General features: G+C 65.6%; 22 protein-coding genes. 9 read left to right on the forward strand and 13 right to left on the reverse strand.

Features of this window, described 5'->3' with window-relative positions:
* Window positions 1-116 precede the first annotated feature (116 nt).
* Complete coding sequence (locus CGLY_RS15435) at window positions 117-1,763, reverse strand: AMP-binding protein (protein WP_038550518.1); 1,647 nt, start codon at window positions 1,761-1,763, stop codon at window positions 117-119.
* Window positions 1,764-2,154: 391 nt separating this feature from the next.
* On the opposite strand from CGLY_RS15435, the gene CGLY_RS15440 reads away from it, so the two are divergent.
* Both CGLY_RS15440 and CGLY_RS15445 read left to right on the forward strand, forming a co-directional pair.
* Complete coding sequence (locus tag CGLY_RS15440; protein ID WP_052540407.1) at window positions 2,155-3,021, forward strand: GDSL-type esterase/lipase family protein; 867 nt, start codon at window positions 2,155-2,157, stop codon at window positions 3,019-3,021.
* Between the two features lie 78 nt (window positions 3,022-3,099).
* On the forward strand, window positions 3,100-4,308 hold the full coding sequence (locus CGLY_RS15445) for a hypothetical protein (RefSeq protein ID WP_144313709.1): 1,209 nt from the start codon (window positions 3,100-3,102) through the stop codon (window positions 4,306-4,308).
* Window positions 4,309-4,314: 6 nt separating this feature from the next.
* On the opposite strand, the gene CGLY_RS15450 is transcribed toward CGLY_RS15445, so the two are convergent.
* Complete coding sequence (locus tag CGLY_RS15450; RefSeq protein WP_038550521.1) at window positions 4,315-5,406, reverse strand: ABC transporter substrate-binding protein; 1,092 nt, start codon at window positions 5,404-5,406, stop codon at window positions 4,315-4,317.
* Window positions 5,407-5,524: 118 nt separating this feature from the next.
* Window positions 5,525-5,950, reverse strand: a complete 426-nt coding sequence (locus CGLY_RS16950; protein WP_158407406.1) for an SdpI family protein — start codon at window positions 5,948-5,950, stop codon at window positions 5,525-5,527.
* A 55-nt stretch (window positions 5,951-6,005) separates the two neighbouring features.
* Between CGLY_RS16950 and CGLY_RS15460 the strand changes: the two genes are divergently transcribed.
* A complete protein-coding gene (locus CGLY_RS15460) occupies window positions 6,006-7,286 on the forward strand; it encodes an LCP family protein (RefSeq protein ID WP_081803971.1) in 1,281 nt (426 codons plus the stop codon).
* A gap of 7 nt (window positions 7,287-7,293) precedes the next feature.
* On the opposite strand, the gene tpx is transcribed toward CGLY_RS15460, so the two are convergent.
* The 3 genes from tpx to CGLY_RS15475 form a co-directional block, all read right to left on the reverse strand.
* Window positions 7,294-7,791 (reverse strand): thiol peroxidase, encoded by a 498-nt coding sequence (tpx, locus tag CGLY_RS15465; RefSeq protein ID WP_038553534.1) that lies wholly within the window; start codon window positions 7,789-7,791, stop codon window positions 7,294-7,296.
* Between the two features lie 27 nt (window positions 7,792-7,818).
* Entirely contained in the window at window positions 7,819-8,709 is an 891-nt protein-coding gene (locus CGLY_RS15470; protein ID WP_052541041.1) for a DUF5926 family protein, read from the reverse strand.
* 68 nt (window positions 8,710-8,777) lie between these two features.
* Window positions 8,778-9,551 (reverse strand): glycerophosphodiester phosphodiesterase, encoded by a 774-nt coding sequence (locus tag CGLY_RS15475; protein WP_052540414.1) that lies wholly within the window; start codon window positions 9,549-9,551, stop codon window positions 8,778-8,780.
* A gap of 53 nt (window positions 9,552-9,604) precedes the next feature.
* Between CGLY_RS15475 and CGLY_RS15480 the strand changes: the two genes are divergently transcribed.
* Entirely contained in the window at window positions 9,605-10,549 is a 945-nt protein-coding gene (locus CGLY_RS15480; protein ID WP_038550525.1) for a patatin-like phospholipase family protein, read from the forward strand.
* A 22-nt stretch (window positions 10,550-10,571) separates the two neighbouring features.
* Here CGLY_RS15480 and CGLY_RS15485 read toward each other — a convergent pair whose 3' ends face one another.
* Window positions 10,572-11,537, reverse strand: a complete 966-nt coding sequence (locus tag CGLY_RS15485) for an L-lactate dehydrogenase (RefSeq protein WP_038550527.1) — start codon at window positions 11,535-11,537, stop codon at window positions 10,572-10,574.
* A 225-nt stretch (window positions 11,538-11,762) separates the two neighbouring features.
* Between CGLY_RS15485 and CGLY_RS15490 the strand changes: the two genes are divergently transcribed.
* Window positions 11,763-12,365: a superoxide dismutase gene (locus CGLY_RS15490; protein ID WP_038553539.1), complete on the forward strand. Its 603-nt coding sequence runs from the start codon at window positions 11,763-11,765 to the stop codon at window positions 12,363-12,365.
* A 101-nt stretch (window positions 12,366-12,466) separates the two neighbouring features.
* A complete protein-coding gene (gene ybaK, locus CGLY_RS15495; RefSeq protein ID WP_038550528.1) occupies window positions 12,467-12,988 on the forward strand; it encodes a Cys-tRNA(Pro) deacylase in 522 nt (173 codons plus the stop codon).
* An 11-nt stretch (window positions 12,989-12,999) separates the two neighbouring features.
* Here ybaK and msrA read toward each other — a convergent pair whose 3' ends face one another.
* Together msrA and CGLY_RS15505 are read right to left on the reverse strand one after the other, a co-directional pair.
* Entirely contained in the window at window positions 13,000-13,689 is a 690-nt protein-coding gene (gene msrA / locus CGLY_RS15500) for a peptide-methionine (S)-S-oxide reductase MsrA (protein WP_038550529.1), read from the reverse strand.
* Window positions 13,686-15,380, reverse strand: coding sequence for a ribonuclease H-like domain-containing protein (locus CGLY_RS15505; RefSeq protein WP_052540418.1), 1,695 nt, complete (start codon window positions 15,378-15,380; stop codon window positions 13,686-13,688). The genes msrA and CGLY_RS15505 overlap by 4 nt, the downstream gene beginning before the upstream one ends.
* An 84-nt stretch (window positions 15,381-15,464) precedes the next feature.
* Between CGLY_RS15505 and CGLY_RS15510 the strand changes: the two genes are divergently transcribed.
* Both CGLY_RS15510 and CGLY_RS15515 read left to right on the forward strand, forming a co-directional pair.
* On the forward strand, window positions 15,465-16,073 hold the full coding sequence (locus CGLY_RS15510) for a DUF6474 family protein (protein ID WP_038550530.1): 609 nt from the start codon (window positions 15,465-15,467) through the stop codon (window positions 16,071-16,073).
* Window positions 16,074-16,230: 157 nt separating this feature from the next.
* Window positions 16,231-16,587, forward strand: a complete 357-nt coding sequence (locus CGLY_RS15515) for a histone-like nucleoid-structuring protein Lsr2 (protein ID WP_038550531.1) — start codon at window positions 16,231-16,233, stop codon at window positions 16,585-16,587.
* A gap of 20 nt (window positions 16,588-16,607) precedes the next feature.
* Here CGLY_RS15515 and CGLY_RS15520 read toward each other — a convergent pair whose 3' ends face one another.
* A complete protein-coding gene (locus CGLY_RS15520) occupies window positions 16,608-17,243 on the reverse strand; it encodes a response regulator transcription factor (RefSeq protein WP_038553545.1) in 636 nt (211 codons plus the stop codon).
* Window positions 17,244-17,309: 66 nt separating this feature from the next.
* Window positions 17,310-18,551 (reverse strand): sensor histidine kinase, encoded by a 1,242-nt coding sequence (locus CGLY_RS15525; RefSeq protein WP_052540421.1) that lies wholly within the window; start codon window positions 18,549-18,551, stop codon window positions 17,310-17,312.
* A 22-nt stretch (window positions 18,552-18,573) separates the two neighbouring features.
* On the opposite strand from CGLY_RS15525, the gene yidC reads away from it, so the two are divergent.
* Window positions 18,574-19,959: a membrane protein insertase YidC gene (gene yidC / locus CGLY_RS15530; protein WP_052540423.1), complete on the forward strand. Its 1,386-nt coding sequence runs from the start codon at window positions 18,574-18,576 to the stop codon at window positions 19,957-19,959.
* Between the two features lie 318 nt (window positions 19,960-20,277).
* Here the strand turns inward: yidC and CGLY_RS15535 are convergent, their stop codons facing one another.
* Together CGLY_RS15535 and CGLY_RS15540 are read right to left on the reverse strand one after the other, a co-directional pair.
* Window positions 20,278-22,041 carry an ABC transporter ATP-binding protein gene (locus CGLY_RS15535; protein WP_052540425.1) on the reverse strand — a complete coding sequence of 588 codons (1,764 nt, stop codon included), beginning with the start codon at window positions 22,039-22,041 and terminating at the stop codon, window positions 20,278-20,280.
* Complete coding sequence (locus tag CGLY_RS15540) at window positions 22,034-23,788, reverse strand: ABC transporter ATP-binding protein (protein ID WP_052540427.1); 1,755 nt, start codon at window positions 23,786-23,788, stop codon at window positions 22,034-22,036. Before CGLY_RS15540 ends, CGLY_RS15535 begins: the two co-directional genes overlap by 8 nt.
* Window positions 23,789-23,901 lie beyond the last annotated feature (113 nt).

Consider the following 23,901-nt stretch of genomic DNA (forward strand, 5'->3'; position numbering starts at 1 on the left):
CCCGTGTGCCCCCTCATGCCACTGACACGATCTGAGTCACCGCACAGAACAGAAAACGCCTCCGAATCGTTCTGGGCGGTGACTCAGACGACAACACCGGAACCGGACGGCGTCGCTCAGCCGAAGGCCTCCAGCTCCCGCTTGACGACCTTACCGATCGGGTTGCGCGGCAGCGGCTGGTCCATCAGCACCACGTCGCGCGGGACAGCCGGAGCCATGAAGTTCTCCCGCACATGGGTGCGGATGTCGTCCTCACTCAGGTCGGCGGACCCGTCAGTGACGACATACGCCTTGACGCGCTGGAACTTCTCGTCGTCTTCCACCCCGACACAGTAGGACTCCGCGACACCGTCTACCCGGTCAATGATGTCGGACACAGAGGTCGGCCAGATGTTCTCTCCACCGACGATGATCATGTCGTTATTGCGCCCCAGCACGCGCAGGCGGCCGGTCTGCGGATCAATGACGCCCTTGTCACCGAGGTCCAGCATCCCGTCGCGGTAATCGGGCTTGTCCCGGTTACCGAGGTATCCCTTCATCGACATCGCATTGTGGGCGTGGATGATACCGACCTCGCCGGGAGCCACCGGTTTCCCGGTCTCCGGGTCGAGCAGTTCCAGGCGGCCGTTCCAGACCCGGTGTCCGGCGGTAAGCGGATCTTCCGTGAGATCCTCCGGGGTAGCGTAGGCCACGAGCAGGCCTTCGGTGGAACCGTAGCCGCTGGACAGGATGTTGCCGTAGCGCTCCTGCAGACCGCGCACGAGGTCTTCGCTCATGGCGTTCCCGGCGTTGAGGATCCACGTCATCGTCGACAGGTCATAGGATCCGTCGTCCACGGCCAGAACGTCCTTGAGGAAGACCGCAGAGCTGAGCATGCCGGTGCACTTGTAGTCCTGCACCTGCTTCAGGACAACGTCCGGCTTGAAGACACGCTGAGTGACCAGGGTGCAGCCCGCGGTGATCGCCAGGACCGCGGCGCCCCAGCCGAGCACGTGGAAAAGGCTGGCGGTGAGCTGGAGCCGGTCACCGGCCTTGACCCCCAGGCCCTTGAGCACGGGGCCGAGGACGCCGACGGGGAAACTGGGTTCCGTGTGCTGGACAGCCTTCGGCGTTCCGCTGGTACCGGAGGACATCAGGATGACCCCACCCTGATTCGGACGTCCCGGGAACGCGTTGTCGTGGTCACCCGGGTTTGCCCAGAAGTCCTCGATGGTCGGGTAGTCAATGTCCGTACGGTGCCCCTCGGCGGCGTCCGCGTGGACGAGGGTCGCGCCGAAGTCACTGAGATCTTCAGGAAAACGGTCGTCGAACTCGGAGTCGTAGAAGATGACGTCGAGCTTGTGCTCCCGGACGATCTCGGCGATCTGGTTCTTACTGGCCCCGACGTTCAGCAGGAACACGGTGTAGCCGAGGTAGCCCTTGGCCGCCAGGGGGAAGAGGAACCCACGGCCGTTGCGGGCCATGATGCCGACACGGCTGTCGGAGGTGATGCCGTGGCTGGCCAGCGTGTGAGCGGTGAGCCGGGAGTATTTGGCCAACTCCTGGTACGTCAGCTCACCGTCGTCGTCGACGAGAGCCAGACGCGAGGGGAAACGGGCGGCGGACCCCTCAAGGAGACCGGCGAGACTGGTGCCGTAACGTCCCAGTGCCTTGGCCACCCCCAGGCCACTGGCAAGATTGGATCCCTTGAGGAATCCGGTGTCTACGAAGGCCTTGGCTCCCTTTGCAGCACCTTTGAGGTCATAGGACAGCTGTTCAAACACTGTCGCTCCTTTTCTGAGTCTGTCGTTCGGTGGTCTCGGTGGTCTCGTACTCAGTCGTCTCGTGCTCCCCGTGAAACGTACGCGCGGCATGACGAAAGGCGGACGTCGGGTCGGCGCGCCAGGGCCGGGGTCGGCAAACTACTTTCGCCTACCATACCGGGCCGACGCCGTTCGGCGTTACCCGGCCGTCCCCGGCGCGGGCGACACACTCAGCCACATGCACAACAAATGCAACTTTAGCCACAGGGGTTACATTCTGGAGGATTAGTCGATAAAGTCACGCTAATGTAACGTCGTTGTCCCAGGAAACGGTTTAGAACACCGGATCCGTCTACGGCTTGTCGGGGACACGTCGGGACACATGACACGTTTCAGGAGAGGAACCTCAGAAATGAGCGCACGACACCGCACGGCCTCGCGGGCAGGCCGCCGCATCGCCGGACTTGCAGCCGCCGCAGTGGCCACCGTCGCCGCCCTGTCCGGCACGCTGCTCTCGGCACCGGAGAGCCAGGCCGCCCCCGGTAACACCGTTGTCCTCGGCGACTCCATCGTCGCCAACCCGGACATCTATAACTACCTCGCCGGCAAGGGTCTCCCCTTGCCTGACCCGATCCTCAGCGGTTCCGGTTGCGGCACAGACAACCGGTTCGCCAACTCCTACGGCCAGGCATCCGGCAAGCACGTCGACAACTACTCCTGTGCCGGCGGTTCCTACCGCACCGGTGGCATGCACGTCACCGAGCAGGCAGACCGCGCCAACCGCGGCGGCGCCCTGAACGCCGGCACCAACGAGGTCGTCATCTGGGCAGGCGCCAACGACACCTACCCCTACATCCTCGGCGACAAGCTGCCGGTCCCGCAGATCGAGCGCCAGCTGCGCGATTCGGTGAACCGCACCGTCTCCCACGTCAAGCGTCTCGCGCCCAACGCCAACGTGAAGGTGCTCGGCTTCCCGCACATCACCAACGGCGCCGGTCAGGTCTGCCCGATCAACGTCATCCCGAACGTGCAGGTTCCGAGCGCGCTGATCCAGATCTCCGATGTCGAGTGGGCCCTGGAACGGGGACTGCGCGACGGCGCCACCAGCGCCGGCGGCAACTTCGTCGATCTCAAGGGGCCGAGCCGCGGCCACGAGATGTGCTCGAATGACCGGTGGGTCGTCGGCCTGATCGACACCACCTCGGAGCGTCGTAACCTCCCGCTGCACATGACCGACACCGGTCTGCGCGCCATGGGACGCGCCGCCGCGAACGCCTGACACTTCCTAGTGTCCCCGCCACCGGGGCCCGACGGTCTTCTTCTGACCGTCGGGCCCCGGTTGCTTACGCTGGGACACATGAAGCTGGACGGAATGACGTTGCTGGAGGGCCCTCGAAGCCGACGGATGGTGCTGGAGTACATTCTCGCCTGCGAGGAACGCCACGTCCGCGACAACGGGGAAACAGCACAGGCGCTGTGGGGCATGGTCCGACAGGCTGCCGACCACCTGGTTCCCGTCCCTGAGGCCCGGACATACGCGTTCTGGTCGTCTGCTACCCCCGACAGCCCGTCACGAATCTACGAGGCCCCTGCCTCCCCACCGGACCCGGATTCCAGAATCACCCCGGAACGGGTTGCCGAGCAGATCCGCCGTACAACCCTGCTGCCCCCGGACCCCGCTCTGCTACTGGCCGCACTCACCGCGTCGGTCGAATCCGCCGCGTACTGGCGGCACCCCGTGGGCCAGGATGTCCTCGCCAACGTTTCCTCCGTGCGCGAGGCGCTGAAGAAGGCGGCCCGCCTCATCGCGGAATCTTCAGATACCCGTTGGTGGTCTACCCCAGCCGACCTTGCCGACCAGTGGTTCGTCTACTGGGGCAACAGCAGTGAGCCGGCCCCGAGCACACGACGCCGTGGGCTCAGTGACTGCGACTTCCTCGAGAAGCTCACGTCCTGGCGAATCGACCAGAAACGGATGGAAGAGAAGTACCGTCGGTCGGCAACCGAATCACCCCTCTCCGGCTCCGGGGGAGCATGGTGGACAACGCCTCCCGCGCCGGCGATCCCCTCAACCAGGATATTTCCCGGAACAGACATGCCGGCGGGAGTTCCGCTCCAGGAGGACCGTTTCGGCGACATGGCCCATGCCTTCTCTTACACGCCGCCGCCGAATCCTCGCATCTACGAGATCAACGAGCCGGCGGACTGGGTCCGCCTGTGCGATGAGTTTCCCCTCGATCAGACGTATACGCTACGGAGGGAATGGTTCAGAGTCACCGGTCGTGACGGCCGATGGATAGTACCGGACTGGTCTGCAGTTGCGGAGAAGTGGGAGGCCGTCCATCTGACGGTCGCCGGATACCTGCGAACCGCCACCCGTGCAGTTCCGGTGGGCGCTCCTCCCGACGGCAACCTGTCTCCGGCACCTGCGGAGACAATGATGGCCGGTTGGTCACCGGACGAGACCTGGTGGTTCCGGGAGCGCGAGGCAGGGCCGTTTACCGGTGGCGCCCGTCGGTGGACTGACCACGGCGCCGGCGAACTTGCTCCAGACGTCGGAGAGTAGTCCCGGTCAGTTGACCGTGTCCGCCAGCAGCGGTGTCAACGTCTCCACCGCCCACTGCGTCGAGAGGGGCCCTGGATAGGCGACCGCCCACGCCAGATTGCCCTCGTAGTGCTTCCCGTTGGCCTCGAAAGAGGGGTCGTTGCCCTCCTTGAACGCATTGTTGCTGATGACCAGAACCCGGTCCTCCTGGACAGCCGGGATGCTGCTGAAGACCGCGCTGTCCTCGAGTTCACCGATCCGCCCGTCGGAATTGTCGAGGACGATGACGACATCGGCCGCCAGGTCGTCGACCCGTTCCCCGCTGAGCTGCACGCCCTGCAGATCCGCCGTGTCCGCGTCCTCATCGAACCCCATGTCGCTGAACAGCGTCGCAGCATCACCGCCGGCCGGGTTGAGCAGCCTCATTTCATCGAGTCCGAAGTACTGGATCAATGACACGGTCCTGCCGGCGAACTCCGGATGATCCTTGCGGACGGCGGCCACGGCATCCTCGGTCTTCTGGACGACCTCGTCGGCCCGCTCCTCCTCCCCGAGGGCCTCGCCCAGGTTGATGAGGGTCTGCTGCCAGTTGCCCGCGATGTCTTCCTGAGTTTCGGCAGCGATCACCGGCGCGATGCCCGACAACTGGTCGTAGACATCCTTCAGGTCCAGCTGACTGGCGATGATCAGATCCGGTTCTGCCGCCGCAAGCTCCTCCATCGGAGGCATCCCGGTCTCGGTGTACTCGAAGGTCGCCGCCGGATCACTCTTCAGCGCGTCGAGCGTCCACGTCTCCTGCTTGACGGTGTTCTCCGGCACGATCACCGGAACCTCACCCATCGAAGCGACAATGTCAGTGTCCTTGTACCCCACCGCGGCAATACGTTCCGGACGGGCATCGAGGGTGCTGTCACCCCAGGGCGAGGTGAACGTTACCGGCGTGAAATCCTCATCGGCGGTGGAAACGTCATTTCCCCCGTCACCGGAGGAACACGCTGCAGACACCAACGACAGGGTGGCGACGAGAGCGACAAGCGATGACCGTACCGAGGTCCGCACCCCGGTGCGACGGTCTCTGCTCCGCCCGACACCACGTCCGGGCACCGTCGTGACAGTCATGGGGAAACTCCTCCTCAGTCAGGCAACGTCGCCACGTCGCAGCGACACGGCGCAGGCACGCCGACCGACTTATCGTACACCCAGGAAAGGCTTCCCTGACCACCCGCGGAGTCCGTTTTCACCGCTTACGCTTCGCGGCGCCCTTCCCGTTCTTCCCGTTCTTCCCGTTCTTCTTCGCCGCTTCCGCCATCCGGGCGGCACGATTCGCCGCGCGGACCACGGGAATGAGACTGACGAGGACAATCACGAACGGAACAACTCCCAGGGCAGTCACCCACGCGCCGTCGAAGATGAACGACAGGATGATGATCACCACGGCCAGCACGGAGGTTCCCAACGTCACCGTCCTCGCCAGTGGAGCCGCTGCCTCGTGACCCGCCGTCCACGCGTCATCGCTGGCCTTCGTGGCGGCCGTCCGGATCCCCACCGCTCCGGATCGTGGCAGGTCGCCTCGGGCAGCGGCTTTCGTCACCTGCGAGATGACCATGGACAGAACCACCGCCATGACCGCCGGAAACGCCACTGCCATCAATGCATCACTCATGAGCAGCATCCTACGGGACTCCGTTTTCCACCCGTCCAGCCCGTAGTATGTCCCCATGTCACCAACCCCGCCCGACAACGACGGCCGCTCCGGAGACCCTGTCGCCCGTGACAGGCATGGTCGGCCGATCCTTGACCGTTACGGGCGCCCCGTGCCCCGTCGCTCCTCGGGCGCGGTCCCGCCACCGCAGGACGCCACCCGCGCCTACGGAGGGGAACACCGACCAGAATCCCGGCACCGGGCGGCAGGCCAGCATCAGGCTCAGCCGCCGCAGTACCGGCGGCAGCCGGAGCAGCCACCGCAGGCAGCCCCGTACCAACCGCCCAGGCAGGAGCGCGAGCCCCAACGTCCGTATGGGCAGCAGCCGCCTCCCGAGCAACCGTCCGGGCCACCACCGCGGTCCCGGCGACCACGCAAGCGTCGGCGGATCCGTCCCCTGCGGATCATCGGCGCGCTGCTCCTGGTGATCGTCCTGGTCGCCGGCGGTACCGCATGGTGGGTCGACTCTAATCTCAACCGGGTCGACGCGCTCACCAACTACGAGGGCCGCATCGGCAACACCTCAGGAACGAACTGGCTGCTCGTGGGCTCCGATTCCCGGGCCGGGATGAGCGAGGAGGACGGTGAACGCTACGCCGCCGGCGATCTCTCCGACGGCGGCGCACGAACCGACACCATCATCGTCGTCCATGTCCCCTCCTTCGGCGGCAAGCCGACCATGGTGTCCATCCCCCGCGACTCCTATGTGTCGATCCCCGGCTACGGAGAGGGGAAGATCAACTCCGCGTTCTCCTTCGGCGGCCCGCAGCTCCTGCAGCAGACCGTCGAGGGTGCCACCGGCATGCGCATGGACCACTACATGGAGATCGGGTTCGGCGGCTTCGGGAAGATCGTCGACGCTGTCGGCGGAGTGGAACTCTGCCCGGCCGACGCCATCGACGACCCGATGGCCGGACTGAACGTCGAGGCAGGCTGCCAGGAGATGGACGGGCCGACGGCGCTGGGCTACGTGCGTACCCGCTACACCTCAGCCAACGGTGACCTGGACCGGGTGGAACGCCAGCGTGAGTTCCTCAACGCCGTGGTCTCGAAGGTGGGCTCGTTCGGCACGCTCGCCAACCCTTTCCGCGCCCTTCCCCTGATCAACGCGTTCTCCGACGCCCTGACCGTGGATGAGAGCGACCATGTGTGGCACCTCGCACGCCTCGCGCTCGGCATGATCCGCGGCGCGGACCAGCAGACCGTCCCGGTGGGCGGATTCGCCGATACGGATGCCGGGAGCGTGGTCCTCTGGGACGACGGAGCTGCCGAGGAACTCTTCAGCGACCTGCGCTGAGCAGTCTCTAGTTCAGGACGGCGAGCGCGGCGTCGTAGTCGGGCTCGGTGGTGATCTCCGGGACCAACTGTGAGTGCAGGACGGTTCCGTCGGTGTCCAGGACAACCACCGAGCGGCCCAGCAGACCGGCGAGCGGGGAGTCCGTGAGAGTCACACCGAAGTCCTCGCCGAAGGAGGAGCGGAAGGCGGACGTGGGCTCCACGTTCTCGATGCCCTCCGCGGCGCAGAACCGTGCCAGCGCGAAAGGGAGGTCCTTCGAGACGGAGACGACGGCGGTGTTCTCCAGGTCGGTGGCCCGCTTGTTGAACTCCCGCTCGGACGCGGCGCAGACGCCGGTGTCGACCGAGGGGAAGATGTTCAGCACCACGCGCTTGCCGCGGAGCGAGTCGCCGTTGACGTCCTTGAGCTCCGCGGACACGGTGGTGAAGTTGGGGGCCTGCTCGCCGACTGCGGGCAGGTCACCGACGGTGTGGGCAGGGGTTCCTTGGAATGCGGTATCAGCCATGCCACCCATGGTGGCATACATTGCCGATCAGCGGATCGTGACCTCGCGGGCGATGATCGTCTGACGCGACTTCTGCTCGTCTGCAGTGAGGCTCCCACCGTCCGCGATCTCGGACAGCGCCGTCGAGATGCGGGCGTCCAGTTCCTGCAGCGGTGCGGCGAATTCGCTGGCATCCATGGTGTTGTCCAGGTCGAATACCGGGACGAGAACGCCGTGGGTGCGGAATACGCCGGCGAAACGCGTGTCCTCGCCGAGGTTCAGCTGGCCTGCGGCATGGACACGGGCGAGTGCCGGGAGCAGCTGCGCCTCCGTCTCCGGGCGAACCCAGCGGATGTGCGCCTTCTCGCCCGGGTCGATCCACCAGGCGGATCCGGTGATCTCGGCGTCCACCCGCGTGCTCGGCAGAACCGAGGCATTGGCCTGGTCAAGGGAAGCGACAACCTGCGGGTTGTCTCGCTGGTCCTCGGTGAGCCACCAATTGAAGTCGTCGCGCACCTCGATCGTCGGCTTCTGGTCAGCGACCAGGAGGGAGGACAGCTCCGGCTCGGACCCGTCGGCGACGGCGACCTCCAGGCTGCTGCCCGGTGCCGCATCCTTGGCCCAGTTCAGGGCGAAAGCCAGATCACGGTTGGGGTTGTCACCGCGGTGCTGGGTCTGCAGGGCGACCAGTGCCTCGCCACCCTCCTCCTCAGCACGGACCAGTGCTGCCGCGGCCCCGGGCAGGACGGTGCAGATCGTCACCGTGCGGGTGAAACCGGCGTCCTTCTCCGTCTCCGCGGTGAAGTGCGCGGAGGGGACGAATTCCTGCAGCGCGATCAGATCAGCCTCGGCAGCGAAACCGTCGTAGGGCCGAGGGTCGCGCTCCAACGCGGCACGCTCGGCGGCACGCTTGGCTAGCTTCGCCTGGCGACGGCTCATGCCCTCAGGCAGATCGTCCTGGTTCTTGTTCTTCCTGTTCTTCTTAGCCACGGCCCACAGTCTAGCGGTCAGTGAAAACCCACGGCACCGTCGAGCGTCCGACGGGCGCGGTCGGGGTAATCAGTGGCGGCCCACCTGACACCGTGACGGTGCAGCCAGAGAAGATCGTCCTGCCGGTTGGCGGTGAAAACGTACGTGCGCTCACCTGCGCCGACCACGTGCTGAGGCGCTTGTCGTGCGCGGTACACCGAGAACCCCTGCGACGGGGCGACACCCATCGGCTCGAGGTGCTTCAGCATGCGCCACAGGAGGTACTCCTTCCGCAGGTAGATCCGGTGGATCTGCGGATTCAGGGAGGAGAAGCGTGCCAGAGAGCCATGGTCGAAGGAGATCAGGTGGACCAGAGTGTCCGGTCCGCCGTCCGCCAGACCGACAGCATGCAGTTCGCGGTTCATCGCCGCCTCGAGGCGTCCGTCCCGCTCTCCGAGGCTGCCTAACCGTTTGGTCTCGACGAAGAGCTCAGGCCGGTAGTCACTGGTCTGTACGTCACGGATGAACTCGAGCATTTCCCGCAGTGTCGGGATACGTTGGGGACGGTGTGCCGTTCCCACGTTGAGCTCCCGGAGTTGTGCCAAGGGCATCGCGGCGACGGCGCCGACCCCGTCGGACGTGCGGTCGACCGTGGCGTCGTGGATAACCACGGGTACCCCGTCGGCAGTGAGTCGAATATCACACTCGATACCGTCCGCCCGCTGGTCAACGGCGAGTTCATAGGCGTCAAGGGTCAGTTCGGGCCGGTAGCCGCTCGCCCCGCGGTGCGCGATGATCTTCACGTCCCCCATTGTTACCCGATCCGGCCCATGGTGCGGACCGCCGCACTGTAGTATGGCTCCCCGTGGCAGATTTTCCGGCAGGTGTCCGACCCCCTCTGCACGGGGGCCCGGCACGGGACGTCCCGAGCAGGTCGGTCAGCGACACCGCGCTGGTATTCGAGGGTGGGGCGATGCGTGCCGCATTCTCCTCGGCGATGGTGCAGGCCCTGCTGGAGGAAGGCATCCAGTTCGACTGGGCCTACGGCAATTCAGCATCGGCCGTGCACGTGGCCACCTACCTCTCGAACGACACCCGATTGGCACGCGACTACTTCACGGTGTTCCCCGGAGACCCGCTCTTCGGCGGGATCCGCCCGTTCCTCCGTGGCGACGGATTCTTCAACGCGCGGTACATCTTCGGCCCCGACGCCCAGGTCGAGGACCGGAGCATGGTGCCGGACTGGGATGCGATCATGTCGAGCCCCGGAAACTTCCGTATCTCCGGCTTCAACGGCCGCAGCGGCGAAACGGTGCACTGGTCGCGGGAGGACATGCACGGCCTGGATGATTTCCTGCGCCATGCCCGCGCCTCGGCGTCGCTGCCGATCGTCATGCCGCCGACGAAGATCGGCACAGAGGTCTACTTCGACGGTGCGTTCGGCTCCACCGGAGGCATCCCGGTGGACTCCGCGATCGAGATGGAAGGCTTCGACCGGTTCCTCGTGGTGATGACGCGCACCCGGTCCTACCGCAAGAGCGCCTCGAAGTTCACCTGGTTCGTGAAGCGGGCGTTTCCCCAGTACCCGGCGCTGGCGCAGTCGATGCTGGACCGGCACGCGCGGTACAACCGGACACGGGACTGGATTTTCGAGCAGGAGAGACGCGGCAAGGCGTACATCTTCGCTCCGCACCGGATGCCCCTGGGTAACGGGACACGCAAGCTCAACGAACTGGCCGAGACCTACGAGGCAGGACTGGCACAGGCCCGGGAAGAGATGCCGCTGATCCGGCGCTTCCTGCGGGTCTGAGGGGCGCGGCGAACGCGGCGCCCTAGAGGCCGAACACCCCCGCATCATCCATGACCTGCTGCAACGTATCCGCCGAGGTGTCGAGCTGACCCTGCTCGGTATCGTCCAGGCCGAGTTCAATAACCTCCCGGATACCCCGACGGTTGATCACAGCCGGCGTTCCGATGTAGATCGCGGGTGCGTCGTCGCGACCGTACTGGCCGTCGACCAGCGCAGACACCGGCAGGACGACGTCCTCATTGCGCAGGACGGCCCGACTGATCCTTGCCATCCCGACGCCGATGCCGAAACTGGTGGACCCCTTCGCGTTGATGATCTCGTAGGCGGCGTCACGGGTGCGCCGGAAGATCTCGCTGACGCTTTCCCCACCGTCCGGCGACTGCGCCAGCCGGACGGGCAACGGCACACCGGCGACAGAGCCCGCGGACAGGACCGGAAGTTCAGTGTCCCCGTGCTCGCCGATGACATAGGCGTGAACCGACGTCGGGGAGACCTGGAAGTACTCTCCCAGGGCAGACCGGAACCGGGCTGTGTCGAGAATGGTGCCGGAACCGATGACCTGGTTCGACGGCACCCCGGCGATCCTCCACGTCGCATACGAGAGGATGTCGACCGGGTTGGACGCCACCAGGTAGATACCGTCGAAGCCGGAGTCACGGACCTGGCTGACGATGTCCTGGAATATGGACACGTTCTTACCGACGAGGTCCAGGCGGGTCTCCCCGGGTTTCTGCGCGGCACCGGCGCAGATACAGACGATGGAAGCGTCGGCGCAGTCGGAGTAGTCGCCCTGGGTGACCCGGGTTCCATGGCCGGACCAGGGCACCGCGTGGTTGAGATCCTGGACGTGGCCCCAGGTCTTGCGTTCGTCCACGTCGATGATGACGAGATGGTCGCAAAGCCCCTGGTTCACCAGTGCGTAGGCGTAGGCCACGCCCACGTCCCCTGCCCCGATCAGAACGATCCTCGTACCTGCGCTGGTTCTCATGGCTGCTCCTGTGAGTGTCGGTCGGCGTGCGTGGGCCACGGTGAATCAATCCCCAGCCTACGCGGCGGTAAGGAACACTGCAGGTGGGATAGCCTTTAGTGAGTACATTCATATGTTCATGACATTGAACTCCTTAATTCAATAGGTAAATCATTGCGAGGCGCACGGAAACTGACCACACTGGTGGACGGACAAACGATTACCGACAATGAAAGGATCGAGAACATGGCTGTGTACGAGCTTCCCGACCTCCCCTACGACTACGACGCCCTCGAGCCGCACATCTCCGCCGAGATCATGCAGTTGCACCACGACAAGCACCACGCCACCTACGTCGCCGGCGCCAACACCGCCCTCGACGCCCTGGAAAAGGCCCGCGAAGAAGGCACCAACCCCGACCAGATCCGCGCCCTGTCCAAAAACCTCGCGTTCAACCTGGGCGGCCACACCAACCACTCCATCTTCTGGAAGAACCTCTCGCCCAACGGCGGCGGCGAGCCCACCGGCGAACTCGCCGAGGCCATCGCCCGCGACTTCGGCTCCTTCGACAAGTTCAAAGACCAGTTCTCCTCGGCAGCACTGGGCCTCTACGGCTCCGGCTGGGCCGTACTGGGCTACGACCACATCGCCGGACGCCTGGTCGTCGAGCAGCTCACCGACCAGCAGGGCAACATCTCGGTCAACCTCACCCCGCTGCTGATGCTCGACATGTGGGAGCACGCCTTCTACCTGCAGTACAAGAACGTCAAGGCTGACTACGTCAAGGCCGTGTGGAACGTCTTCAACTGGGACGACGTCGCCGAGCGCTACGCCGCCGCCAAGGCCTAGACCGACATCTCGATCAGAGCCTGAACCGTCGCCGGCATCCGTCCGGCCGACCCCGCCCCTCTTCTGTGGCGGGGTTTCCTTATGCAGGTAGGGTGTCGCATGTGAGCAGGAAGAAGAACCCGAAGAGCAGGAACGCCAGCACCCCTGCCACTCTCGCCCTTGAGGCCGCAGGGACGCCGTTCACCGTCCACACCTTCACCCATACCCCCGGGGTCACGGACTTCGGTGGGGAGGCCGCCGCCGCACTCGGAGACGTCGAACCCGGGCATATCTGCAAGACTCTCCTGGTCAGCCTCGATGGTGGCCCCCGGTCGGGAGCTCTCGCCGTGACCGTCGTCCCGGTGACAATGACCCTCGATCTGAAAGCAGTCGCCGCCTCTTTCGGCGCGAAGAAAGCGTCGATGGCCGATCCGTCCGCCGCTGAGCGTTCCACCGGCTACATCGTCGGCGGTATCAGTCCGTTCGGCCAGAAGAAGTCACTGCCCACCGTGATCGACGCCAGCATCCTCGACTGCCCCACGATCCTCGTCTCCGGGGGACGCCGCGGGCTCGACATCGAAATCGCTCCCGAAGATCTCGTGGAGGTACTCGGGGCGGAGTCCGCTGCCGTCGGTCGCAGCTGACGCCGGATTACCTAGCCGCAGGTCACCCCGGTGGCATGGACCGGGCAGTAGCCGCCCGGATTCTTGTCCAGATACTGCTGATGCTCATCTTCGGCACGGTAGTACTCCCCGGCCGGGGTCTCCGACAGCAGCGACACCTCCGTGGTGACGGCGCCGTAGCCTGCCTCGGCGAGCTTCTCCCCGTAGGCCTCCACCTCAGCGGCGGCGATGTCGCGCTGCTCCGGGGTGGTTGCGTAGATGACGGAGCGGTACTGGGACCCGACGTCGTTGCCCTGACGGTCGCCCTGCGTCGGATCATGGTTCTCCAGCCCCGTCCGGATCACCGTGCGCAGATCAACGCGCTCCGGGTCGAATACCACGTCGACGACCTCGGAATGCCCCGTGCGTCCGGTGCAGACCTCACGGTAGGTGGGGTTGGGGGTGTAACCCCCGGCGTACCCCACCGAGGTGGACTCCACCCCGTCCAACTGCCAGAACAACTTCTCGGCTCCCCAGAAGCACCCCAGGCCGATCACCACGTGCTCCTGCCCGTCTTTCCACGGCCCGGTGACGGGTGTGCCGAGAACCGTGTGGGGGCGGGGGTTCTCCAGCACGGGATGACGTCCACCGGACAATGCGGTGTCGGCGGTCGGCCGGTCCACACGGAACGGTCCGCCCGACTGTGCTGCGTTCATGGCGAGAATACGGTCAAGGAAGCTCATACCCAGTCCAACGGTTGAGACAGCGCAGGGATTCCCGGCGCACCCCGACGCAACCAGTTCCGGACGGCGGCGGTGGCGAAACAGTCATCCGCGTTGTACCTCTCCAACGTCCGCTGGGCCGCGGATGCCGCCGCCCCGTCCCCGCCGACGGCCACCTCAAACAGGCCCACGGCCACCCGCCCGTCGACGTCCTCCTGGCTGAAGGTAAAACCGGCCAACGGGGCCATGGCCTTGAGCCCCAGCGACGAGTTCGCCGCGACAGCCGTCCGTACCAGACCGAACACGTCTACCCAGTGGTCTGACGCCAGGAACTCGTTGACCTCGTCCAGGGAGGGCATGATCGCCTCCCTGCCGTCGTCGAGAGGGTACGTGGTGCCGCCGTAGCGTCCCGCGTAGTGACGCAGCCAGTGGTTTTCGCCCTGCTGGGAGTAGCAGTACACGCGGCAGGCCCGCCCCTCCCTGGCGGCGGCGGCCCGTCGTGCCGACAGCCAGGTCCAGAAGGACGCCACGTGGCGTCCGCCGTCACCGGCCGACCCGAAATCAGTGAAGGAGCGGTAGACCGACCCGTCGAACGTGCCCCACAGGAACGTCCCGCGACTAGGGTGCGCCTCCATGTCCACGTCGATCTCGACGGCATCGGCGAGCTCGTCGGCCATCGGCACCTCGCCGTCCACCAGTCGCTCCGGCATGCGGAAGGGGTGCCCGCACCACAGGTCGGTCCGCACGATCCACCGACGCAACGGCCGTCGCAGGTAGCCCACCCCGGCCAGCCAGGCAGTCGCCAACGCCGATGTTTCCCCACCGTCCGCCGTCGCCAGTTCGGCAAGGGTGTCGATGCCCCGCTCGCGCCACCGCGCGGCTCTGTCACCCGGCAACATCAGGCTGAGGTCCCCGGTCTGGAGGAGCCGGGCCCGGCAGTGGTTGTGGAACTCGCAGGTACCGCACTCCCGCACCCGCGTCGGCTCATCCGGCACCGGTGCCTCCAGGGCACGGACCAGTCCCGGAACCACCCGCTCCGCAGGAATGACAAGACACTGCGTCAGGTCGGCACCGATGAACCCCACGTCACCGGAACCGAGACCGAGGACCTCCAGCAGCACGTGCGCCACCGCGACCTTCTGCGAGTCCACCGGCGTGCTGCGGTGCTTCAGCCCCACCGGCACGGGACGGGCCAGGCCCAATACCGCCACGTCCACCACACGCACCCCGGCGCTCCGGGTCGTCGTTTTCGCGGACACCGTATGCCCTGTCACCGCGACAGGCATATAGGTCATGTCCGTCGCCGGACCGGAGCCGCTGTCCGTCCGGACCAGCAGGTCGATATCGCAGGCCAGAGCACCATCCGCCAGACGACCACCGACGATGAGTCTGGTCCCGGCGGCGAGTGCCTCCAGCGTCTGTTCCTCGGCGGTATCGTCGTCGGTCACGTCGACACGGGTGGGGACGAGACGCTCACCGAAACGGGGACTCCGGGGCAGCGCCGCGGCGACTGCCTCGCGTCGCCACCGGGAGCGACACCGACCGACAGCGCGATCGATCACCGCACCAGACGTCAGTTCCGCCGAGACCCGTCCCGAGGACACGGCACGGTTGAGCACCCGGCGGTGCCGACATCCGGTCAAATCCGCCGGGGTGACTGGCGCCGCGACCTCCGTCGTGCCAACGGCCTCACAGCCCTCATGCTCCCACATACGCCCACATACTATTGAGTAGACTGGCACAGAGAAAACGGCCGACAGAAGCGGCACGACAACAGCTACGGGAGCATATCGATCATGGGAATTCTCAGCTCGGCACGACGGCGACGCCACGAGAAACGGGCGAGCTACAAAGCAGCGAAGGTCCAGGCCCGGACCGAGGCACGCGAGACGGCCAAGCTGGACAGGAAGAAGGAGGCCTACCTGCAGAAGATGGCCCGCAAGGTCCGTAAGCAGGAGAGCCGTGACCTCAAGAGCCAGCGTAAGCACGACGCGAAACTCGCCGAAGCCACTGTCGAGCAGATCAAGGCGGGGCGGTTCAACGCCAAGACGGTGCTGCGTTATACCGGGGCTCTCCGGGTGTTGCTGCCTGTCGCCATTCCGTTGGTCTACCGGGCATTCACTCAGTTGTCCCAGGGGAGCACGGGTCGTGGGACCACTGCCGAGTTCTCCAATTTCGTCGGTGTCGGTGCGCCTCAGCGTGCACGAATCGCCGACCTGCGCACCCGACTCGAGCGCGGAAACGTGCCCTCCGGTTTCGCCAAGGACGCGAACGCCAGGCTCGACGAGTTGGAGAATTCCCTCGATAATGCCTCCGGAATGTCGGACTCACAGACCAGTAACCTCACGTCCAGCGTTTCCACAGAGTTGGACCTGATCGACCGACAGTTCGCCGAAAAGGCCTGAGCCTTCCCATAAGCGAATAGTCGGTATATACCCCTCCCTGAATACAGAGGGTGACAATTAGTCAGCACCTCCGCTACACTTCCGGATAACGGCATGTACCAGTGCCACAATTTCACTGTCAAAAAGTGTAATCGTCCAGAAGGAAGCAAAGGAAACCATGGCACGCAGAGAAGTCACCCAGTTCTTCGACGACCTCGACAACACGCCGCTCACCGCGGATGAGGTGAACGTGGTGGAATTCAGCTACAAGGGGTCGACGTACGTTTTGGACCTGTCCGAGGAGAACGCCCAGAAGTTCGCGGACACCATCGAGCCCTACATCGCCGCCGGAACGAAGGTCACCCGTACCCGCGGTCGCGGCCGTCCTTCCAGCAACGCCGGAAAGTCCGATTCAGGCCGTAACCGTCGCATCCGTGAGTGGGCACGTGACAACGGTCTCTCGGTCTCCAGCCGTGGCCAGATCGCCCGCGAGGTCATCGAGGCCTACGAGTCGGCCAACCCGTCTGACCGCTGAATCGGCTGCTGAATCAGCCGTCACAGCATCCCCGCCTCGCGCGCGGCGGCAACCGCGGACGTACGCGATCGCACGCCCAGTTTGTCGTAGACATGGGCGAGGTGGGATTTCACCGTCGCCTCGGAAAGAAAAAGCTCTGCGCCGATGTCACGGTTCGATTTTCCCTGCGACACCGCCTGGAGAACCTCGAGTTCCCGCGCGGACAACGATGTCGCAGGGTCTTTCTCCCTGTGCCGCAGGCGGTGGGCAACAGCACCTGACAAAGCAGTCGCCCCCTGCGCCGCAGAACGCACCGCGCTGATCAATTCCGCCGGCGGTGAATCTTTCAGCAGATAACCCACTGCCCCGGCTTCGACGGCGCCGAGAATCTCAACGTCAGTGTCGTAATTCGTGACGACCAACACATTGGGCGGATCGGGGAGGTGCCGGATCCTCGCCGTCGCCTGGGCCCCGGTTTCCGCGTCACGCCCCGCCGTTCCTGCGCCGAACCGCAGGTCCATGAGAACGACATCCACCGACATATCGGCCGCCGCCTTCACTGCACCGTCCGCAGTATCCACTTCACCGACGATGTCGATGTCCGCCGCACTCTCCAGTACGGCGCGTAACCCCATTCTCACGATCTCGTGATCGTCCGCCAACAGGACACGAATCATTCCGCCCATTCCGCGGCCTCCTCCGTCTCCGGTCGTGGCACTTTCCCGTCCCACTTTTCGCCCATCCTACAATCCCGGTGCGACGGGGCGAGGTGTCTTATGGGGAAGCGGAACCTCCACCGCAATGGCCGTGCCCGATCCGACGGCACTCTCCACCTCCAGGGTGCCGCCGAGTTCCTCCACCCGGCGCCGCATCGTGACCAGCCCGATATGCCCCTCCTCCGCACGCTCCGCCAGCGTCACACCTACCGCCGCCACATCAAAGCCCGAACCGTCGTCGACGACGTCAAGCCGCACAGCGTCCGGATTCACCGACAGCGTAATCAGCGCCCGCGAGGCACCGGCGTGCTGGCAGACATTCGCCACCGCCGACTGGGCGACCCGTAGCAGCACGGCTTCCACGGCCACCGGCAGGTCCGCCGCATGGTCCTCCGCCTCTTCGCTTTCCATGCTCACCGTAAGATCCCCCTCCGACTCCCCGGACGCGGCCTCCGCCAGACGCCCCAGCGCGTCCACCAACGATCCACCGTCCAGGTCGGACGGTTGTAGTGCCGCAATCATCGCCCGTGTCTCCCGGAGGCTGTCGGCCGCGACGTCCCGCGCCTGGATCACCCGCTCCACCGGAGGCTCGCCCCCGGTGACACTCTGCCGGACGTCCCGTTCAGCGGCGTGCAGCAACATCTGGATACTCGACAGCCCCTGCGCCACCGTGTCGTGGATCTCGTGCGCCAGACGCTCACGCTCCTCCACTACCCCCGCCTGCCGTTCAGACTCGGCGAGAAGCCCCCGGGTCCGCACAAGCTCATCGATGAGCCGACGACGGTCCTCGCTGACGACGTACAACCCTTCCACCGTCACACCGATCGCCATGGCCACCAGACCCGAGAGCACCGGCCCCAGCACCGCCCCCGTAGACGGGCCCGCTACTGCCACGGACAGCCCGGCCGCGACGACCGTCACCACCCCCGTGGCCATCACGCCCCACCACATCGGCAGGAGGTACAGATAGAGGGCGAACAGGGCGATGGCCAGATAGGCCGCCGTAGCCTCCTGTACCGCCAGCACGATCCACAGCACGCTCAGGACCGTCAACCACGTCACCCGGCGCGGAAGCGCGACCGACACTGGTCGTGACAACCCTGCCGCCGCAACCAGAGCGAAAGGCACCGCCGTGACGGCGACCACCGTCGGCGGACCGGCCTCCCGTCCTGCGGCCGACCAGACCGTGACCGCCAGCAGCAGACCGACGAGTACGGCGATACCACCCCGCATCAGTACCGAATCACGTACCGCCACTTCCTTGCCCATGGGAACACAGTATCCTCGACACGTGGAGTTCATCGAGTACCCGGTATCCGCAGTGATGAAACTGTGGCATATGGCGTTGACCGCCATGGGGGTTGCGGACGCGACGGCATGGACGGCGTCTATCGCCCTGCTGGTGCTTACCGTCAGGCTCATCCTGGTACCGTTCGCCTACCGTGCCTACCGCTCGACCCGCATTCTGGTGAATCTGCGCCCGGCGCTCGCCGCACTGGACGAGGAGTACAGGGACCGCCTCAGCCAGCCTGAACGCAAGGAGCTGATGAAAAAGCGGCGGGAGTTGCAGCTCGCCAACGGCTACCGGCTGCGGGACGGCTGCGTTCCGGCGCTGATCCAGATCCCCTTCTTCATCGGCCTCTACCGGATCCTGCTCCAGGTGGCCCGCCCCTCCGACCTGGAGGCAGCGTCCCACCCTGGTATCGGAGCGCTCAGCGGTGCGGATGTCTCACACTTCCTCGACGCCGATATCCTCGACATTCCCCTCGCCGCGTACTCGACGATGTCCGATGAACAGTTCGCGTTCCTCGGCACCACCGGTAGCGACGTCTTCACGTTCGCCGTACCGCTGTGTATCACCGCCGCGGTGTTCACCACGCTGAACATGGCGTACTCCATCTACCGCAACTGGCTGACCCTCGACGAGAACAACGGCACATCGCGGGCCATGTTCAAGCTCCTGTTCTTCATGGCACCGGTCGCGGTCCTGGTTCCGATCGTCTTCGGTCTGGCGGGACCTGCCCCGGCCGCCATCATGTGCTACTGGGTGATGAACAACCTGTGGACGATGACGCAGAACATCGGGCTGCACCTGGTGCTCGACCGACAGGTCCCCTACACCGAAGAGTTCCGCCAGCACCGTGCCGACGTCGGCGCTGCCCGTAAACAGCGCAGGAAAGAGATCCGGGAGGCGGAGAAGGCCTTCAGCGAACGCTCCCACGCACGGTCCACTCGTATCAAGGAGCTGGATGCGACGTTGCGGCAATCCTCACTGGAATCGGTCCGCACGCAGGCGTCAGAGGAGCGCGACCGGCTGACCGCGGAGGAGGCCGCTGACCGGGAGTCGACCGACCAGCTCGTCAAACGGGAGAAGCTGGAGCGCGCCGAACGACGGGCACGTCAGCGGGCACTGCAACGGCAGGCCATCGCCGCGAAGAAGGCGGCGAAGGCTGCCGAGACCACGGAGTCCACGGAGTCCACGGAGTCCACGGAGTCCACGGAGTCCACCGGCGTCGGTGAGCCCGCGCCTGATAACACTGCCGGCGAGCCGGATATGACAGATTCCCCCGACGCCACCGCGCACTCCGCGACCCGCGGGGGCAGACACCGCCTACCCGAGCCGGATGAGGATACTGGCCTCAGCCCCTACCGGGGACGGCACAGGCTCGACCGGTAATAGAACCCCGTGCCGGGAATACACGGTCGGGTCCTCGTCTTGCCAGTCGTTCAGACCTCGCACGCCAGTATTCTTACCGTCTTTCTCGGTAGCCTGCTCACCCTGCTCCAGATCTCTTACGGTGTGTGCGGCACGGAGATCGACAACGACCGCACAGAGTGGTTAGAACGGTTAGAGCGGCTGAGACACCAGGGCTATGTCGGTGGCGGAGGGCACAGACCGACATAGCCCTGGTGTGCTGCACGTTCCGAATACGCGCTCGCCGCGGACCGGCAACGTACACGACAGGAATCTGTTTCACCTCGGCGCGAGTGACTCTCAGTTGCCCTGGGTCTGTGCGGCCCACAGCCGGGAGTACTGTCCACCCGCTGCGAGCAGTTCCTCGTGGGTGCCGTCTTCAATGACCTGACCACGTTCCATGACCAGGATCCGGTCGCAGGACGCCGCCTGCGACAGCCGGTGGGCGATGACCATGCCGGTGCGCCCGGCGAGCGCGGCGTCGGCGGCGTGGTCGAGCAGGTGGGCGTGAGCGGAACCGGCTTCAGCTGTTGCCTCGTCGAGGATCGCCAATGCAGGATCGGCAAGCAGCAGACGAATCAGGGCGATGTGCTGGGACTGGGCTGCGGTCAACGGTGCTCCGCGGGGACCGAGGTCGGTGTCCAGCCCCTGCGGCATCTGGTCAAGCAGGTCCTGCGCACCCGTGGCGGCGACGGCCTGGTTGATCAGCTCGTCACTGGTCCCGGGCGCAGCGAGGATGAGGTTTTCGCGCAGCGTTGCGGCGAAGATGTGGGTCTCTTGGCTGATCAGCGTGGTGTCGTCCGGAGCGGTGACCGTCCCCGCATCAGCTGTGTGGATACCGGCGAGGAGTGCGGCGACGGTGGTCTTCCCGGCACCTGAGGTTCCGACCACGGCCAAGTGTTCTCCCGGCGCGATGGTCACGGTGACGTCGTGCAGGACGTCCGGCCCCTCGGCATAGGCGAAAGTGACATGGTCGAGACCAGCACTGTCCCCCGCGGTGCCTGCCACCCGAGCGCTCTCACGACCGACGTCGCTGTCATGGATGTCGACATCCGTCACCCCGACGATCCTCGCCAGTGACGCGGTGGCCAGCTGGAGGGTGTCGATCACGCTCATCAGGGAACGGATGGGCCCCTGTAGACGCAGGAAGAACAGCACGGCGGTGGTCGCCGCGCCGACGGTCACGGCTCCTTCACCGACCAGGTGGAAACCGAGGACCAGGACAACACTGACGGCGACGGCAAAGGCCACGTCGATACGCCAGTTGAACATGGTGACCACGGTGCGGGCGCGTAGAGCCCATCCGGCGACGGCCCAGGACGCCCGACCGATGCGCCGGTTATGTGTGTCCGACAGGCGGAACGCCGTGACGGTGTCCACCCCGCGCAGCGCGGAGAGGAGGTGGTGGGCGCGGGTGCCGAATGCGAGTCGTTGCGCGGCATACATCGGCGGGGCGATCCGCATGTACCAGCGCAGCGTCATCCAGTACACCGGGAGCATCACCACGAGTATGATTCCGAACCTCCAGTCCAGCGCGCTCATTCCCGCGATGGTCAGCAGCAAGGTGAAGATCGTGGACGACAGCACCGGGACGACCTGCTGGAGCGCCTGGGACACCTGGGCGACGTCGTCGCTGGCGCGGCTGATCAGGTCGCCGGTGCCGGAACGTTCCACCCTCTGCTGGGGAAGGCGGAGTGCCGTGGCCACCAACCGTTCGCGTAGGCCCGCGAGAATCCGTTCGAAACTGCGCGCGGCCAGCAGAACCCCGAGGATTTGCAGCGCACCTCCCCCAACGATGGAGACAATGATAAGCAGGGCATAGTTCCACAACGGGGAGGGGGCGTCATTGGTGATGTCGTCGACCACTCGGCCGAGAGTCGCCGGGGCGATGAGTTCAAGGGCGGCGGCAATGCCCGCGAAGACTGCGGCGAGGACCAGGATGATCCGGCGCCCACGGAGGGCCTCCCACAGGACAGCGGCGGTACGCCGTCCCGTGGCGGTGGGCAGACGGTCCCCGATGTCAACAGAATCGGTGGCGCCCGCGGTGTCGGTTGTGTCAGCCATGGGCCCCCTCCATGTCGATGACCCTGTCGCAGGCGGCGAGCAGAGTGGCAGACCCGCTGACCACCACGGTGGTCCGGCCTTCCCGGACGGCAGCGAGTCGGCTGGCGATGGTGTGTTCAGTGATCGCGTCGACGGCGGTCGTCGGGTCGTGCAGGACGAGGATCGGTGCATCGACCGCAAGAGCTCGGGCCAGGGCGATGCGCTGACGTTGACCACCGGACAGGCGGGTACCGGATTCACCGACGCGGGTGTCCACTCCAGCGGGCAGACCGTCCACGATATCGGTACAAGATGCCGCGTACAGGGCACGGTCGCTCATGCCACCGGGTGCCGCCGTCGGGACGATGTTGTCGGCGATGGTGCCGTCGAAGATGTCGGCGTTGTGTGGCGAGGCAAGGACATACCTGCGGTAGGTGTCGACGGGGAGCGTCTCCGCCGGGACGGTGCGCGCACCGGAGATCAGGGTCACTCCGCGCGCCCCACTGGCCAGGGTGTCCACCAGATCGCGTGCATCGGCACCACCCGCACGGATACCGAGTAGCTCACCCGGAGCGGCACGGAAACCTTGGCTCTGAAGGCCCAGTGGTTTTTCGCTCAACCGTTTCACTTTCTCGTCGAGAGCACTCCCCGTATCGCGCCGGTCGTCAGCGTAGGGAGTCTTGAGCAGGTCAAGCACGCGCCCGGCGGAGGCGACGCCGGATGCCCAGATTGACCCGACGGAACGTGGCAGATTGGTCAGCGGGTTCATCATGAACTGTGTGACACCAATGACGGCGATGAGGTCGCCGATGCTCAGCGCGCCCTGGATGGCCATGGCGGTCGCTGCAACGGTGAGACCAGCGATGAATACGCCGGAAACCACGTTCATGGAGCCGAAGTAGAGGCCGCGCGAATTCTGTACGGTCAGCGCCCCCTCCAGTGCATCCTGACTGACGCGGGTGTAGCGGTCGGTGGAGATCTCTTCGGCCCGGAGCCCTTTGATGGTGCGGTAGCCGGTGATCAGGTCGGATGCCTGTCCGGTGGCCGCTGCAACGCGGGCCTGTTGTTCCTTGCTGCGGCGCTGCATCGGACGGCCTGCCAGTGTCATCACCCACAGCATCAGGGGAGCGCCCACTAAGACGGCCGAGCCCAGGGGCCAGGCGATGGTGAGCAGGATGACGCCACCGGCGACGATGGCGACGAGCTCGCCGACAGGGTACACACCGAGCTGCATCGTGAACGCCACGCGGAAGACGTCCCCGGTGGCGATGGAGAGGTCCGCGCCACCGAGCTGCCGGCCCTTCATTCCTGCGGGATGCAGCAGGCGGTCGGTGACGGTCATCCGCAGCCGGTGCTGGACCGCCTGCATACCGTACTGGCCGCAGCGTGAACCGAACCGGGTAGCCAGGGAACTCACCAGCACAGCACTGATGACGATGAAACACCACAGGATCAGTTCGCGCGTGTCCTGGGTGGCTATGGCCCGGTCCACGGTGGTCCCTGCGGCGACGGGAAGCAGCGCACCGGCAACCTGACTGATTCCCAGGAGAACAGCCGCCGGAAGGGTGAATTTCTTCGCCCCGAGGATGATTCGCCAGGTGAAGCGGGTCGGCGTGGTGGTCTGATCGTAGGGGACAACAGCATGCGCCGGTGGAGTGTTCGAGGCCTGGAAGAGCAGTGGCCACCGGATACCGAAGAGATGGCTGCGGAGAGCTTCACCGTCAGTGGCGGGCGCAGTCCCCGGAGCGGCACGTTTAGGCGGTGGCATGCATGGTCCTTTCAGGTCAACATGTCCAGTATGCCCGAAGCGACGGACGCCTCAACGAGGCGTCGCCACCATCACCCCACCGGCACCACTACGCCGTTGCAGGTGGTACTCCT

It is taken from the genome of Corynebacterium glyciniphilum AJ 3170 (assembly GCF_000626675.1).
Taxonomy (GTDB): Bacteria; Actinomycetota; Actinomycetes; order Mycobacteriales; family Mycobacteriaceae; genus Corynebacterium; species Corynebacterium glyciniphilum.